General features: G+C 49.7%; 17 protein-coding genes and 1 pseudogene. 15 read left to right on the top strand and 3 right to left on the bottom strand.

Features of this window, described 5'->3' with window-relative positions; all coding sequences use genetic code 11:
• The 13 genes and pseudogenes from P1P89_10450 to P1P89_10390 all read left to right on the top strand — a co-directional run.
• Positions 1–768 (top strand): TerB family tellurite resistance protein (locus P1P89_10450; GenBank protein MDF1591923.1); only part of this gene is annotated, 768 nt, incomplete at its 5' end.
• Positions 769–948: 180 nt separating this feature from the next.
• A complete protein-coding gene (locus tag P1P89_10445) occupies positions 949–1,500 on the top strand; it encodes a nitroreductase family protein (GenBank protein MDF1591922.1) in 552 nt (183 codons plus the stop codon).
• A gap of 549 nt (positions 1,501–2,049) precedes the next feature.
• Positions 2,050–2,736, top strand: a pseudogene (locus tag P1P89_10440) (dienelactone hydrolase family protein).
• 413 nt (positions 2,737–3,149) lie between these two features.
• Positions 3,150–3,929, top strand: a complete 780-nt coding sequence (locus P1P89_10435; protein ID MDF1591921.1) for an MFS transporter — start codon at positions 3,150–3,152, stop codon at positions 3,927–3,929.
• A gap of 497 nt (positions 3,930–4,426) precedes the next feature.
• Positions 4,427–5,572 carry a virulence RhuM family protein gene (locus P1P89_10430; protein MDF1591920.1) on the top strand — a complete coding sequence of 382 codons (1,146 nt, stop codon included), beginning with the start codon at positions 4,427–4,429 and terminating at the stop codon, positions 5,570–5,572.
• 76 nt (positions 5,573–5,648) lie between these two features.
• A complete protein-coding gene (locus P1P89_10425) occupies positions 5,649–6,884 on the top strand; it encodes a M48 family metallopeptidase (protein MDF1591919.1) in 1,236 nt (411 codons plus the stop codon).
• A gap of 174 nt (positions 6,885–7,058) precedes the next feature.
• On the top strand, positions 7,059–7,712 hold the full coding sequence (locus tag P1P89_10420) for an APC family permease (protein ID MDF1591918.1): 654 nt from the start codon (positions 7,059–7,061) through the stop codon (positions 7,710–7,712).
• Positions 7,688–8,077 (top strand): amino acid permease, encoded by a 390-nt coding sequence (locus P1P89_10415; protein ID MDF1591917.1) that lies wholly within the window; start codon positions 7,688–7,690, stop codon positions 8,075–8,077. Before P1P89_10420 ends, P1P89_10415 begins: the two co-directional genes overlap by 25 nt.
• Entirely contained in the window at positions 8,022–9,353 is a 1,332-nt protein-coding gene (locus P1P89_10410) for an amino acid permease (protein ID MDF1591916.1), read from the top strand. The genes P1P89_10415 and P1P89_10410 overlap by 56 nt, the downstream gene beginning before the upstream one ends.
• Before the next feature lie 75 nt (positions 9,354–9,428).
• Entirely contained in the window at positions 9,429–9,962 is a 534-nt protein-coding gene (locus P1P89_10405) for a hypothetical protein (GenBank protein ID MDF1591915.1), read from the top strand.
• Positions 9,963–9,993: 31 nt separating this feature from the next.
• Positions 9,994–10,644: a TrkA C-terminal domain-containing protein gene (locus P1P89_10400; protein ID MDF1591914.1), complete on the top strand. Its 651-nt coding sequence runs from the start codon at positions 9,994–9,996 to the stop codon at positions 10,642–10,644.
• Between the two features lie 94 nt (positions 10,645–10,738).
• On the top strand, positions 10,739–11,005 hold the full coding sequence (locus P1P89_10395) for a hypothetical protein (protein ID MDF1591913.1): 267 nt from the start codon (positions 10,739–10,741) through the stop codon (positions 11,003–11,005).
• A gap of 8 nt (positions 11,006–11,013) precedes the next feature.
• Entirely contained in the window at positions 11,014–11,271 is a 258-nt protein-coding gene (locus tag P1P89_10390) for a hypothetical protein (GenBank protein ID MDF1591912.1), read from the top strand.
• Between the two features lie 114 nt (positions 11,272–11,385).
• On the opposite strand, the gene P1P89_10385 is transcribed toward P1P89_10390, so the two are convergent.
• The 3 genes from P1P89_10385 to P1P89_10375 form a co-directional block, all read right to left on the bottom strand.
• Positions 11,386–11,826, bottom strand: a complete 441-nt coding sequence (locus P1P89_10385; GenBank protein MDF1591911.1) for a hypothetical protein — start codon at positions 11,824–11,826, stop codon at positions 11,386–11,388.
• Positions 11,827–12,241: 415 nt separating this feature from the next.
• On the bottom strand, positions 12,242–13,408 hold the full coding sequence (locus P1P89_10380; protein ID MDF1591910.1) for a 4Fe-4S binding protein: 1,167 nt from the start codon (positions 13,406–13,408) through the stop codon (positions 12,242–12,244).
• 42 nt (positions 13,409–13,450) lie between these two features.
• On the bottom strand, positions 13,451–14,059 hold the full coding sequence (locus P1P89_10375) for a pyridoxamine 5'-phosphate oxidase family protein (GenBank protein MDF1591909.1): 609 nt from the start codon (positions 14,057–14,059) through the stop codon (positions 13,451–13,453).
• A gap of 196 nt (positions 14,060–14,255) precedes the next feature.
• Between P1P89_10375 and P1P89_10370 the strand changes: the two genes are divergently transcribed.
• Positions 14,256–15,266 (top strand): MtaA/CmuA family methyltransferase, encoded by a 1,011-nt coding sequence (locus P1P89_10370; protein MDF1591908.1) that lies wholly within the window; start codon positions 14,256–14,258, stop codon positions 15,264–15,266.
• A 40-nt stretch (positions 15,267–15,306) separates the two neighbouring features.
• Positions 15,307–15,942, top strand: coding sequence for a corrinoid protein (locus P1P89_10365; protein ID MDF1591907.1), 636 nt, complete (start codon positions 15,307–15,309; stop codon positions 15,940–15,942).
• Positions 15,943–16,116 lie beyond the last annotated feature (174 nt).

Genomic DNA, 16,116 nt, shown 5'->3' with positions numbered 1-16,116 from the left:
ATGGGTTGGTATGGAAAACTTACATTCGGCGCATTGGGTCTTTTTCTGGGCGGCCCGCTCGGCGCCATTGCCGGAGCAGCTTTTGGGCATCATCTTGTCGATAAAAAAGTCGATTATACGAACCGTCTGTATTATCGGGAGCAGGCGCCGATTTTAGAACGCAGGGAACAAACCCAGGCTGCCCATTTTATCAGTCTATTTTCAATCCTTGGCAAGCTTTCGAAAATAGATGGTGCTGTGGCCCGGAGCGAAATTGCCGTTGTTGAAAACTTCATCAATAATTTGCAAATGACGGAAGGGGAAAAACAATTTGCCAGGCAAATTTTTAATGAAGCCAAAACTTCCGAATACACCCTTGAGGATTTTGCCATACAATTATATCGGAGCACTCATCATCAGCCCACGGTGCTGATTTCTTTTTTTAATCTCCTGTTCCAAATTGTAGCGGCGGACGGCACACTTCATCCGGCTGAGGCGGCTGCGATGCAAACATTGAAAAACATTTTCAAAATCAGGGATCAACAATACGAAAACATCCAGGCGGTGTATTTCAATGATATTGATAAGTATTACAAAATCCTCGGCTGCACCCCGGAAAGTTCCGATCAGGAAATCAAATCGAATTATAAGAAACTGGTAAAAGATTTTCATCCCGACACAATTATTGCAAAAGGCCTGCCGGAGGAATTTATAGATTTTGCAACCAAACGGTTTCGTGAAATTCAGGAGGCCTATGAAAGGGTCAAAAAGGAACGAAACCTTTCCTGAAACCGGGCGGGAAGCCGGAACAATCAAGGTCAATTCCCATGGAAACGGTCAGGTTGTTGAACGGCGGTAGGAAGCCGGCGGCATCGTAATGGCGGCCGGCAGAAAACCGTCGCTGCAGTGAGGGCGGGCCGGGGCCGGCCCAAGGGAATAATCATTTTCAGAAAAAAGGAGGGTTGGAACATGGACATATATGAAGCCATTGAAAAGCGCAGAACCATACGGAAATATAAAGGTGCTGCCACAGAAGAACAGTTAAAACGGATCATCACAGCAGCCACCAAGTCGCCTTCGGGACAAAATAGTCAAAACTGGGAGTTTGTCATTGTCGACGACCAGACACGCATTGATAAGGTCAGCGAGATAAAATACCTGCTGAACAGGGGCAAACCGCGGGGAGAGGAAGTGTCGCAGGAGCAGGAAGCCGCCGCCCAGAAACAGAAGGACTCTTTTGCTAATGCCAGCCTGGTCCTGGTTTTTCACAATTCGAAACTTTCAGACGCCGCCGGGGTCTGGTGCTGCATCGAAAATATGCTGCTTGCCGCCGTGGCAGAGGGACTGGGAACACGGATCGCCCGTTTCAAGGGAGATTCGGTAAAAGAGATCAACAGACTGATGAAGGCTCCCGAAGGGGTGGACCTCGTCGCTGCCATATCCGTTGGTGTGCCGGCAGAAGCGCCAAAGCCGCGAAGTCTTAACCCGGATGGAAGCTGTATTCATCGAAACAGCTTTTAAGTTTAGACCATTGGAGACGTCCTGAAATAATTAACTAACTTTCTGCTGGTCCTGCGAACATCCGGATTATATCCAGGATATCAGTGAGCGCTATCCATAAAAGGGGTCTGTAAAAGGGGTCGTTGTTGACTATCAGGACGAACTTGGAATTCGGGGGTCCCCTGATTCGGGGAAGGTTATGGAAAAACGGACTTACCGATTTCAGGTCAAACCTGATTTCGGTAAAGTGTCTACCTGTAAAAGGGGAAATTGTTGACTAGCAGGACCAACTTGGGATTCGGGGGTCGGACCCCGCTAAATTCACGGCATTCAACCAGGCAAGGAGGAACCGTCATGAATTCCATTGAGAAAAAGAGGAAAGGTGTGACCCGAAGGGATTTCATCAAGGGGACTGCCGCGGGAGCCGTGGGAGGGATGGTGGTCGGCGCTGCGGGAACCGTTCCGGCAGCGGCGCCAATGGAAAAGCCGCAGCCACGGCCGTCGTCCGTCAGGCCATTTTTTCGCGCCATGTCGGCCGAGACCGTACAGATCCGCGGGCATGAAGGCGACATGATCGATGCCTACCTGGCGCGTCCCACGGAACCCGGCCCCCATCCGGGGGTCGTGGTGATCCATCACATGCCCGGCTGGGACGATTCGATCATGGAGATCTCCCGCAAGTTCGCGCACCACGGTTATGCAGCCATCTGCCCGGATCTGCATTTCCGCGAAGGCAAGGGCTCGCCCGAGGCAAACAGCGCCAGCGTGCGCGAAGCCGGCGGCATGCCCGACAACCGCACCATGGGCGATGTCGAGGCAGCCATCAAGTATCTCCGCACCCTGCCCGATCTCAACGGCAAGGTGGGCATTATCGGCTACTGTTCCGGAGGCCGGCAGGTTTACCTGGCCGCCTGCACGCTCAAGGGGATCGATGCCGCGGTAGACTGCTACGGCGGTGGTGTAGGGGCGGGCCCGGAGGGGCTTACACCGCGCCAACCCGTGGATCCGCTCGATTACACGAAGGACCTGAGCTGTCCGTTGCTCGGGCTCTTCGGCAGGGAGGACAAGCGTCCCTCGCCCGAGCATGTAGCCAAGACCGAAGCTGAACTCAAGAAATAGGGAAAGACCTACGAGTTCCACACGTACGACAATGCCGGGCACGCTTTCTTTTGGGTGGACAATCCCCGTTTTCGGCAGGCGGCTGCGTTTGAGGGCTGGAAAAGGGTTTTTCAGTGGTATGAAAAATTCCTCCACTGAGCCGGGTAAACTGCTGTCCGGGTTCAGGGGCCGGGCCAATTTAGGATTCTGAAGGATTCTGGGGCCGGACCAAGCCTGAAGCATCGGTGGAAGAGCTTGTCGGTATGATCGAAAGGGAGGAACTGCGCTTACCGGAAATGCAGCGCTATTTTGTATGGTGATCGACCCGTGTACGTGACCTGCTTGATTCGCTATATCGCGGTCATCCGGGAAAGGGGACAACAGGGTGTCCCGCTTACACCTAACTTGTCTTAACAGGTTGAAATGTTTACTATTAAAGAATTAAGTTGAAATAAATGCCGGATTCATTTATCAACAAAAGCCCCTTTTTTCCATGATTGACTAGAACAGATTAAAACATGTAAGTTTTGCAGGTTCTTTGTTTTTAATGCAGCTTAGATTCCGGTTTGAAATTGGAACAGAAAAACCTTTCTTCCGACCCGTTGTCGTCTGATTACAGGCCCGATAAATACCGATGGGTCATGCCGCTGACCGGCAACAGCTGGCGGTTGGCGTTTGCTTTTTATGGGCTCCTTGCCCTTGCCATTGCTATTCTCTGGTGGTTTCTATCCAGAGACCCCGAAGCAACGGAAAGTTCAACGGATATCGGGATGAAGTCCGTTTTCCTGAAACTGATACGGGTCCGGAACGTGCAGGTCGCCGTTGTCTTGGGGCTGCTCACGTTTGCCGTCATTCACAGCTTCTTAGGCTGGCTTCCGAAAATCCTTGAGAACAACGGTTTTTCTCCGACGATGGCAGGTTATTTATCCTCGATTCCGCTCGTGTTAGGCATCCTTTCCGTACTGACAATGCCGCGAATCATTCCATCCCATAGAAGAAATACCGCCATTGCTGTAACGGCTCTCGCCACACTGGCGTCCATCTGGATGTTTTTCAGATTTACCGGCCTAATCGCATTTGCCGGGCTCTTTCTCTATGGCATCGGATCCTACACACTCTTTCCGTTAATAACGCTCACGCTGATGGATACCCCGGAAGTGGGATCAAAATACATGGGCTCCGCGGGAGGCATTTTCTTTTGCATATCTGAAATAGGCGGGTTCATGGCCCCGTTGGTAATCGGCATGCTGGTCGATTGGACCGGGGGCTTCACCGCAACGGGCTATTTCATGGCTGTCCTGTGCCTGGCTATTTTTGGCTTGAGCTTTCTGATTCAGGGTGAGCATGCGTAAAACAGGGGATATCTGTTCTATTGCGGCCGGACAGGGCCATTGGAGTCGAACCAAGCCAACTAAAAAATATAGACTTAAAATGATTCCCGAAAACAGGGCTATATGGACGTTTTCAGGGGTAAAATGCGCGTTATAGGACCGGAAGGGTCAGGGGGCTATTTTTTATATCTCGCTTTTTGGGGTTAAAAAGTGTGGTATAGGGGAAAGAAAGAGCCTGTAGTTTGATCGTTATCCATTTGATTATTTGATATCTGTAGGTTGCCTTGGTCCGACCCTATTTCGCTATCTGGAAAGTGGGCAAGCTGAATCACATGAAAGCACCTGAACGGCCCGTGTCTTGGGGCAAATTTCTCTTCGATGCTGAAACACTTTTAACGAAACTTGGCGCAAAAGACTATATCAAGTACGACCTTAGGTCTTTTTCCATAAAATAATAAAATTTTCGGCTATAAAATCAAATAGCGAACAGGCAAAGCGGAAACCGGGGAGAATGAAGTATGAGCGATCAGTCCAACAAGATTCCTGAAGGCGGTTCTCAAGTAGTCCTCTACCAGACGGAGGATGGGCAAAGTCGTGTCCAGGTGCGATTGGAGAACGAGACGGTCTGGCTGACGCAGAACCTGATGGCCGAATTGTATCAGACGACCAAACAGAACATCAGTCTCCATATCCAAAACATTTACGAAGAAGGCGAACATACCCCCGAGGCAACTGTCAAGAAACACTTGACAGTTCGACAGGAGGGCTCGAGGTCGGTTAAGCGGCTGCTCGACTATTACAACCTGGATATGATCATTTCCGTTGGCTACCGGGTCAAGTCCGGCGTTGCCACCAGGTTCCGCCAGTGGGCTACCGAACGCCTGCGGGAATACCTCATCAAAGGGTTCACGTTGGACGATGACCGCCTGAAGGGGCGTGACCGCATTGCGGATTACTTCGACGAATTGCTGGCGCGCATCCGCGAGATCCGGGCCAGCGAGAAGCGTGTCTATCAGCGTATCCGCGAGATTTTTGCAATGGCCTCCGACTATCGGGAAGGTGAACAGGAAACACAGGCATTCTTTGCCGTCATGCAGAACAAAATGCACTTTGCTGCCACCGGCATGACTGCGGCAGAGATCGTCCGCCGACGTGCCGATGCGAATCAGGCCAACATGGGTCTGACCGCATGGAGCGGCGGACGGGTATTGAAACGCGATGTGCCGACAGCCAAAAACTACCTGGACGAAAAGGAAATTGATACGCTCAACCGCATCGTGGTCATGTACCTGGATCAAGCCGAATTCCGCGCCCAGCGGCGACAGGACATCAAGATGAAAGATTGGACCTTCTTCCTGGACAAATTCCTGCGGGACACCGAACTGCCGGTGCTGGAGGGACCCGGTTCCGTGAGCCATGAAGATGCAGTTTCCTGGGCGGAGGCCCAGTACGATGCATTCATCGAAAGACGGCGATTGGATGCGGAGCAGGGTGCCGAGGCTCGTTATCTGGACGACCTGCGAATTTCGGCCGAGGCGTTTGAGAGAGGTCAAAAGAAGCCATCTTCCAAACGAGCATCGCCGAAGATTCGTGGCAAACGATCTGGCAATGAACGCCGAACAAGTAACCAAACAAGTAAAAAGCATCCGGCATCCGAGAAATGAAACGATAATGAGGCGATCAACATTTTGACATGGTGTCATGGTGGGTATGGGCATAAACATTTATTTGATCATAATCATGGCGATCCTCGGGGGCGGTTATCTTCTTGAATGGATCGTTGAAAGTTTGAATCTGAGGTATGCATCCCCTGTTTTGCCGGATGAATACGTTGGTTTTTATGATAACGAAAAGTACCGTAAATCTCATCGCTATCTTAGAGAAAACACGTATTTTGGACTTGTCACCAGCGGGATATCAACAGTCGCAATCGTTCTATTTATTCTGCTGGGCGGGTTCAATTACATTGACCGTTTTGTAAGAAGTTTCGGATTCGGCGATATCGTTACCGGACTGATCTTTGCCGGCACCATAATGCTCCTTGCGGAACTTCTTAGAATTCCCGCCTCGGCCTATCATGCATTCATCATCGAAGAAAAATATGGGTTCAACAAGACAACGGTTAAAACATTTGTACTTGATGTGATTAAGAGCTGGATTCTGGTCGGGCTTATCGGGGGATCCGTATTTTTGGGGATATTGTGGTTCTTCGGGAAATTCGGTCAGGCTGCCTGGTTTTACAGTTGGTGTGCAGTAACAATCTTTCAAATCTTTATGTTATTTATAGCGCCCGTCGTGATAATGCCGCTATTCAACAAGTACGTGCCACTTGAAAATGGAGAGCTTAAGAGCGCCATTGAAAAATACGCAGCGGCGGAAGATTTCAAAATGAAGGGCCTCTTTAAAATGGATGGCTCAAAGCGCTCCACCAAGGCAAACGCTTTCTTCACGGGCTTCGGAAGATTCAGACGGATCGTTCTCTTTGATACCCTTATCGCAAAGCATACGGTGGATGAACTCGTCGCCGTGCTTGCCCATGAGATGGGCCATTATAAGAAAAAACACATCCTGAAACAGATACTTATTTCCGTCATAAATACCGGACTTATGTTCTTCATTCTTTCTTTGTTCATCAATAACAGCCTGCTTTTCACGGCTTTCAGGATGGAGGAGATTTCCATATATGCAAGTTTCGTCTTTTTTGGTTTTCTCTATGTACCGATTAGTACCGTTATATCCATTGCAGGCAATATTCTTTCGCGGAAATACGAATATGAATCTGACGCATACGCTGTTTCAACTCTCGGAAAACCTGAAGTGATGATATCTGCCCTCAAAAAGCTAAGTGTTGAAAATTTATCAAACCTTACGCCGCATCCGCTAAAGGTATTTCTTGAATACAGCCACCCGCCGGTCATTGACAGGATTAAAGCAATTAGGAGAAGTGCCAATAAAATAAATATAAGTCAGACATAATCCAGGGGGACGTCCTGACGGCTGCGGCAAAGGCCCGGCAACGGGTTTACGCGCGACATTGAAAAAAGGTCACAACTGTTCTAAAATGAACACATAATGAAGGATATCAAAGGGACACAAAACAAAACTGTAGCGAAAACCCCAAATGAAACGAAAGCTTGAAAGGACATATTTATGGCGGCACCCCCCAAACCCACTCAACCGGAAGCTGAAGTTACCTTTGCCCGCGACCTCGGTCTTTTTGATGCCAGCATGATTGGAATCGGGGCCATGATCGGCGCCGGAATTTTTGTGCTCACAGGCATCGCCGCCGGTGAAGCGGGACCTGCTGCGCTGCTGGCATTTTTCCTGAACGGTCTGGTAACCCTGCTGACGGCACTGGCATATGCCGAACTGGCCTCGGCCTACCCCAAATCAGGCGGCGGCTACGCCTTTATCGCCAAAGCATTCCCCGGTCCGGCAGCGTTTGCCTCGGGTTGGATGCTGTGGTTCTGCTATATCATTGCGTGCGCGCTTTATGCCCTTGGTTTCGGCAGCTATTTCTGGGAATTTATCCACACCTATTTCCCTCCGATCGCTAATCTGGTCTTTACCATTGCCGGTCACAAAATCCCGGCGCTGATAATGACCGCTTTGGTATGCATCTTTTTCATTCTCATCAATATGCGGGGCACGGCCGTAACCGGCAAGGTCGAAAATATCATGACCATGGGCAAGATCATTATTCTGGGCATATTTATCGCGTATGGGCTCAAGCGGATTTTTCAATCCCCACCGAAGCGGCGGCAAGCTTCACCCCCTTTATGCCGAACGGTTTCGGCGGTGTGATCATTGCCATGGGATTGACATTTATCGCCTTTGAAGGCTATGACCTGATCGCAACTGTTGCCGAGGAGATCAAAGCGCCTGAAAAAACCATTCCCCGGGCCACTTTGATTTCGCTTGTCGTCACCGTCTTCATCTATTTGTTGATCCTGATAGTCTGTATCGGCGCCATTCAGCCCGAGTCGGGCAAATCCTGGCAGTTTCTGGGCCAGTATCAGGAAACGGCGATTGCACGGGCAGCGCATAATTTCATGCCTGCTTTTGGCGTGGCGCTGATTATCTTCGGGGGGGCTGCTTTCGACGATATCCGCTTTGAATGCAACCATCCTGGCGTCATCGCGGGTAGCCTTTTCCATGAGCCGCGATAAAATGCTGCCCATATCCCTCAGTACGATCCATGCCAGGCGTCGCACACCGCACATTGCCATCGCGGTTACCGGAGCAATTGTCCTGGTCATGGCCTTGCTTTTCCCGATTCACGTGATCGGTTCCGCTGCCAGCGTCATGTTTTTACTGACATTTTCCCTGGTCAATCTTGCGCTCATTGCGCTGCGCCGCAAGTTTCCTGAATTAAAAGGCGGTTTTCGCGTGCCGTTATACCCGGCTACCCCCATTGCCGCCATCGTCCTCAACATGTTTCTGGCGATCTATCAGTTCAATTTTGATCCCCGGGCGTGGTACATCGCCATTGCCTGGGTCATCGTCGGTCTGTTTATTTATTTTATCTACTTTGAAAAAGCCACGGATGCCGATATGCCCCAGGTGATCGAAGTCCAACAGTCGAAAAGTGCGAAAGCCATTCCGTACCGGGTCCTGGTTCCCCTGCACAATCCCGATCACGTGATCCCGCTGATGAAACTGGCATTACCCATTGCCAAGGCCCACGCGGGTGAAATCATCGTGCTCGGCGTCATCGATGTTCCCATCAACCTTCCGCCCCATGAAGGCATGCGATTTGTCCATCATAAAAAGCCGCTTTTGAAAAAAGCGATCGAATACGGCATCGCGCAGGGAGTCGAAACCCGCTCGGCGATCCGCATTGCGCATCAGGTGTGGGGCGGCATTCTGCATGCAGCCGAAGCTGAAAAAGCAACGCTTGTGTTGATGGGCTGGAAAGGTTACACTACAACACGCGACCGGATTATGGGCGAAGTCACCGATAAAGTTGTGAGGCATGCCCCCTGTGATATTATCACCGTAAAGTTAATGGGAGATCGTCCCATCAAGCGAATATTAATCACATCGGCCGGCGGTCCGCATGCAACCCTTGCTGCTGAATACGTAGGAATATACCATGGCGCGGATGGACACGAGGTGACGTGCTGCTACGTGGTGGAACCCAATGCCGGGGAAAACGATCGGGAAACAGCGCGTCAATGGATTCAAAAGACCATTCATCTCACGAATCTTGAAGGCAAAGCCGAGATGCGTCTCCTGGAAGGCAAAAGAGTGGCGACAACGCTGATCCGCGCAGCGGCGGATTACGACCTGATCGCCCTGGGGGCCTCCAGGGAAGGGGTCTTCTCAAATGTTCTGTTCGGTGAAATTCCCGAAAAAGTTTCCCGTTACGCCCAGACGCCGGTGATGATCGTGCAGCGCTACGAAGGTCCGGTCAAAACGCTTGTAAAAAGGGTGATGGGTTAGCCGAGGTCCGGGCCGGGTTAAGGAAGTTTAATTATATTAACCGTATAAAAGGATTATCCATAAAGGAGGCGCCGAATGTCAGATATTCAAAATGCAAATAAGGACCTTCCCGCCGGGGAAGAAATTGCGAAAGATAAAATACCATCCCAAGAGATGACCGGGCAGGAAACAGTCGCGACCGATCCATCCAGCGCCCAAAAGGAGAAAGAAAAAGGTTTTTTAACTGAGGCCGCCGGAAATATCGGAGAAGGCGCAAAAAGGGTAGGGGAAAAAGCGGCTGAATTAACCGACACGGTCGTCGAAAAATTGAAAAAAGGCTGGTCACAGGCATACGGGGTCGGCGCTAAGGTCGTGGATGACGTGTCCCAGGCTGCCCATGACTATGCCGAAAAGTACAAGGCTGAATCGGAAATCAAAAAACTGAACGGCAAGAAAGATCTGCTCCTGACGCAATTGGGTCATTCTATTTTCAAATGTTATCTTGAAAAGGGTAAGGTAGTGGAATCCTTTTTCAATGGAAAAGAGATAATGGACCAATTCAATCAAATTGAAATCTACGATCAGCAGATCATTGATATCGGCAAGCAACTGGATAAGGCCGAAGAATAACATTAAAAAAATATACATAAGGAGTCATGCGATGGGTTTATTGGATAAAATAAAAGAAGGCTTGTTTCAGGGTTCGGAAAAGATAACCGACGTTACGGATAAGATCGTGGAAAAAGGAAAAAAGGTCGGCGCCGAGGGCGTTGAAGCCACCCGGGACATTTTCACAAAAATCAGTGAGAGAACGTCCGATGTAACGGCCCTGGCCAAATTAAAATATGAATTATCCGCTTTTACAAAGCAGTTGGACGGGGAAGCGTTAAATCTTGGGAGACTGGTTTTAACCCTTCGACGGAATGGCGAATTTTCCCCTGAAAACGAAACCTTCCGGAAACAGCTTCAAAAGCTTGAGGAATTGGACGGCACCCTTAAAATGAAACAGAATGATTACGAACAATTAAAGAAGAAACATTCTGATAATTATGTTATTGAAAAGCTCAGCGAGGACCTTTCATCAGCCAACGCGATTATTGATCAGGTGATTATTTCCAAGCAATCGAATGTCGTCAACAAATTATTAAAGGATATTGTACTGCCCAAAGAAGCCCTGGTGTCGGCTGTCAAAAGGGGCGAGGAAGTTATTATACCGGATGGCAACACCCAATTGAATGCGGGCGATCAGGTAATCGTCATCGGCAAAACAAAGGATGTCGAAAAAGTTGTTAAAAGGTTTTCAGCAGCCTGATCCGGACAGGCTCATCTATCTTTAGGCAGGATTACAGGATAAACAATATGTTTTTGCCTTACCGACCTGTATCCACTTACACCAGGAGGAAAACATGACAGACCCAGCAGACGAAAAAACCGATCTGGAGAAATCGAGAGACATCATTTCTCAGCTCAAAGAAATGCGCCACTACTCGAAGACGAATATAGAAAAGCTTACGGAGTTTTGGCTGCTCCTTGAAGGAGAAATGAAGCAGAAAGAAATAGCGAAAAAAATTGAGCTGTTGCTCTCTCACCAAAACGCATTTCATGAATCACTGGAAACTGTGGTGACGGACTACGAAATGGAGTGCAATCGCATCGAGAATGAAGCATCGTAGCTCGCCGCGTGGACCTGAAAAAGTCAATCAATCGTCTTATTGTTTCCGGTTTTGTATTTGCCGTTATATTTGTCAGTCCTTTGTATTGTACAGCCGAAGAAGCGGCATCCCAGCGTATTTTCGCAGAAATCAAGCCTCAATTGCGCAAAGACTTCACAATCGACACCACCGGTCACAGCCTGGGCGGCGCTGTTGCCGTGATACTGGCGATGTATCTCGATGTTAATCATTACGCCATCGGTCAGGTGGTTACCTTTGGAAAATGAGGAAGCTATTGCGGAATGCTCGTTTCGGGTTTCGGAGGGTAGGCGCGGTAAAATCAGGAAGTTGCCTATTTCAACCCTTAAATTAAAGGGCTTGGTTACTATGAGGTGATGCGTTCAGGTGAGTTCCTCAACGCCAGCGAGGTCTCTTGTACGGCCGCTTGCCTGTTTTGACTTTATCAGGCTTTCTAAATCAATGATATTAAGTGTAATTTTGTCAATGATAACCTGTTCTCTGGATTCGTAACACGATTCAAAGTCAATTCCGGCAGGAGTGGTAATGAGGTCAATCCGGTTGGGTGGGAAGCCCAACTGAATGACTTGATTAGCTGAGAAATCGTCTTTTTTGATGTTTAATGACGAAAACCCGAACTCGTCAAGTGTCTTTAATACCTTTTTGATATTATCGCTGTGGATATCAATCCATATGTCTATGTCATTTGTTGATCTGACATAACCATGATAGACGACGGCATAACCACCAATAATGATATATCTAACGGTATTCTTGTTTAATAATTCGATAAACTCTTTGAAATCCTTCGGAAGCGTTGTCATAGAAGCTTTGCCTCAGTTGTTCAAGCGCTTGGAATCTTTCAACGGCCGGTCTGGTAAGCCAATAATCTCTTTCTTTCGGCTCTCTCCCCATGGCATATTTTTTCACTGTTTTTATCACGTAATCCCTCGAACAAATTTATGTTTCATCATATCGAATAAATAGTCAAAAATCAATGATATGCTGCCTTAGATCATATAAGTCTCTCGGACACAGCCACTTTTTCTGCTGCTGCAAGTAGGTAAGAGGGTTGCATCATAAATCTAAATTATTCAGTCTCTACAGCAGAAAAAACCGGAACCGGAAAAGTTTCGTTATTTATAGAGAAATGCCTTCTTCTCCCAATGGGCCAAACGGATAATATCTAACCGGCTGCTGAAAAAATAAATGTCAAGGAAAGGCAGGGTCATTCGGCCCTTATGGTTTAAGCAGATTCGTCTGTTTTGTCAGGACGGCATCTGCGATCAGCTTGCCGGTCATCTTCATTTTCCCCAGGCGGTGTTTTTTATTGGCCATGATGATATCGTAAAGATCTTCCCGGGTTTTGGGGGGCCGGACTTCGGTCGGCTTTTTCAAGAGAGTGATGGACCCGGTGGGGCAGGCGGCCACGCAGACGCCGCACCCGATGCAGCGGTCCAGATTCACCCGGGCGGGTTCTTTTTTTTCGGGAACACTTACGGCTGTCACCTGGCAGTGCGCCTGGCAGATGCCGCAGCCCTTGCAGGTTTCCGCGTCCACCGCGGCCTGGTAATTTGACACCCAGAAATCCAGCGGCCTGGGAAGGCTTTTTTGGATGCCCAGCATTCCGCAGCAGCATCCGCAGCAGGAACAGATGAAATCGGCCTTTTCCGTATTGGACGGCTGAAGCACCAGACCCTGTTTCTGATTCTGTTCGAGGATCGACATCGCCTCGCTTTTTGGGATTTGTCTGCCGATGCCGCATTGCAGGAGCGCCTGGCCGATGTCGCCTATGCCCAGGCAGGTTTCCCGGCGATCGGTCACCCGGCAGGTTTTGCCTTCCATAGACTTTTTCTTGCGGCAGATGCATTCGATGATGACAAAGGGCGCTTGGGCCGTCTCCAGCAGCGTCGCCACTTCATCAAAGGTGCTGACCTGCTGCTGGGGCCGGATGCTCTTGGCCACCGGGATGGTTCGCATCTGGGGAAGCGCCGTGCTTAATAATGCGATGCCGAATTTTCTGTTCGAGGTGTACTCGTTGAAATCCCTGACAAACTCGGGGGTGAGCCGCCCGAGCTGGAGTTCGAACATCCCCACCACCAGGGGGGAACAGCCGTAGTGCTTTTGGCCGTTCTTAATCCGGGTTTCGATTCCGCCTTTTTTCTGAATGCCGTCGAGCATCTTTTCCAGCGCTTCGGGTGAATCCAGCAGGGGTGCGACTTTTTCGAAAATCGTCTGGAGCGGCTCCGGACGGTAGCTTAAAAAGGCGGCGATCTCGGCCTCTTCCGGTGTAAAAATATGCTTCAGGATTCTGATTTCCGCACCCGAGCGGGTAGCCGGAAACCCCACGGCCTGACGGTCTAAATGCTGTTGCAGTCTAATATAGACGTTATCATTCTGTTCCACTGCAGCTCTCCTTCATTTAACACCGCCGACAGTTGTGCCGGATTATATTTCCGCCGGATCAAAGCCGAACGCTTTAATCGTTTCAATCCCTTTCGGCACGCGGCCGGTTTTAAGATATTTCGCCATGGCCAATCTTTCTTCGGCGGATTTTTTTTGATGCAAATCACTTTTGGCGGATATTGTTTCAGGTCTGATTTCCACCACCGTGCAGGCATGGTAGGCCGGCAGGTCGCCGTGCACCTTCTCAAAATCGCGGTGGTTTTCATGCGATGCAATCAATTCGTTGAGGGCGTCGATCTTAAGCGGACTGTCCGGAACGACCCTTGCCTCACCGCGTATGATGACACAATGATAGAATTGATGCAGGCCGCAGATGTTATCGCTGTTGCGGCTTAAGTTATACCCCTTGCCGAGATAGGCCAGGGGTATATCCACCTGGAAGCAGACTTTCGGATTCCTGGCGATGTTGTCCAGCTTTTCACCTTTAGGGGCGCAGTGAAAATAAATATTCCCCCTGTAATAGACGAAATTTACCGGTGTGATATAGGGATACCCGTCCGCGCCGTTGGTGGCCAGCCTGCCGATGGTGGCCGATAGAAGAATCTGATCGATTTTTTCAGTATCCGTTACTTCACTGTGCTTGCGCCGCATTCTAAATTCCCCTGTTCAAAACGGTTATTTGAATTTTGCAGTCATAATTTTTGTATTTTTTCAATACATCTATCATGTACCGATCTACGGGTGAGATTCAATGTTTTTTTTAATTGCGCTAAAAAGATTTGGCGATTATAAATGGTCTGCAGCATTATACGATTATGCCTGATAAACCCCAAGGAGCGAAAAGATCATGAAGTCAACAAGCTATAATTTGGTTATGTCGGCCCTTTTCAACGGCCGCAAGGGTGAGCGGCCGCCGGCGGTAAACCCCACCTCCATCGCCTGCCACGATCTGATGGATGCGGCCCATGTTTCATTCCCGGAAGCGCACCTGGATGCAAACGCCATGGCGGAATTGGCCCTGACCGGTCACGAAATGGTCGGCTTCGATACGGTCATGCCGGAGTACAGTGTGGTCCAGGAGGTGGCCGCCCTGGGCAGCGAGGTGGATTGGGGAGACAGAAACAGGATGCCGGACACCAAGTCGTTTTTATATGAAGATTTTTCCGATGTCATCGTCCCTGAACATTTTCTGGAAAGGCCATCCATACGTGTACTGCTGGATGCGCTTTCGATTCTTCGGCGTCATTTGGGGGGCCGGGTTGCCATCATCGGAAAAGTGATGGGGCCATGGACGATTTCCTACCACATGGCGGGGACCCAGAATTTTCTGCTCCAGATCGGACTGGGGGAGAAGGACAAAGTCAGAAAAATGCTCGACCAGCTGTTGCCGGTGACCATTGCTTCGGCAAAAGCCCAGTTTCGAGCCGGCGCCGATATTGTCGTACTGGCTGATCATGCCACCGGCAATCTGGTGGGCGCCTATCACTATGAAGAACTGCTGCTGCCTTATCATAAAATCCTGACGGCTGAAATAGAAGGGCCGCTGATCCTGCATGTCTGCGGCAACTGTACGGACCGGCTGGAGCTCTTTGCCGATGCCGGATTCGATGCCTACCATTTCGAGTGGGCGGTGGATGCCCGGTCGGCCGTGGAAAGGGTCGGCAGCCGCATGTCGTTGGTGGGCAACATCAACAACGCCCAGGTGCTTTACCAGGGCACTCCTGAAGATGTTTATCAACAGGCCCGATATGCCATTGAGGCGGGGGTTCAGATGATCGGTCCGGAGTGCGCCATCCCTTTGGCGACGCCACTTGAAAATCTAAAAGCGATTGTTAAAGCGGTTCGCAAAGGGTATTGAAACCAAAAAACAATCCAATCACAAGGAGGAAGTGAACAGTATGGCGGACCATATTGAAACCATTAAAGCGGCCGTGATCAGCGGGGCCCACAAGGAAATCGAGATTCTGGTCAAAAAAGCCCTGGACGACAATGAAAGCCCTGAAAAGATCATCGATGAGGCCATGATCGCCGGCATGGATGTGGTGGGTCGGCAATTCAGTCAAAACGCCATTTTTGTTCCGGAAATGCTGGTTGCGGCGGTTACCATGAAAAAGGGTCTTGATCTTATAAAACCGCTTTTAAAATCAGAGAACGCCGAACCAAAGGGAACCATCATGATGTGCACCGTAAAGGGGGATGTTCACGACATCGGAAAAAACCTGGTCATCATGATGCTGGAAGGCGCCGGTTTTACCGTCATCAACCTGGGCGTGGACCAGAGCGTTGAAACCCTGATTGCAAAGGTAAAGGAAACAAAGCCCGACATACTGGGCCTGTCGGCCTTATTGACGACGACCATGCCTGAAATGCGCCGGGTCATTGAATCCCTTGAAGAGACCGGCCTGCGAAAAGACATCAAGGTCATGGTGGGAGGCGCCCCGGTGGATGCCGCCTTTGCCGGAAAGATCGGTGCGGACGGCTATGGCAAAGATGCTGCCGAAGCCGTCCAAATAGCCAGAGGTTTTATCTCATAACCCAATAATGATGATCATGTAAAAAGTCGAAAATGCGCCTCTTGCGTCATTCCCGCCCCGCATCAGGTGCGGGATAAACTGCGGCGGGAATCCAGGAATTTCAGACGGTTCTGGATGACGGATCAAGTCCGGCATGACAATTGAAGTACTTTTTACGAAATTATCAATAATTGC

The sequence above is a fragment of the Desulfobacterales bacterium genome (assembly GCA_029211065.1).
GTDB lineage: Bacteria > Desulfobacterota > Desulfobacteria > Desulfobacterales > JARGFK01 > JARGFK01.
Note: the sequence above shows the minus strand (reverse complement) of the source record. Positions and strands in the feature narration are given on the sequence as shown.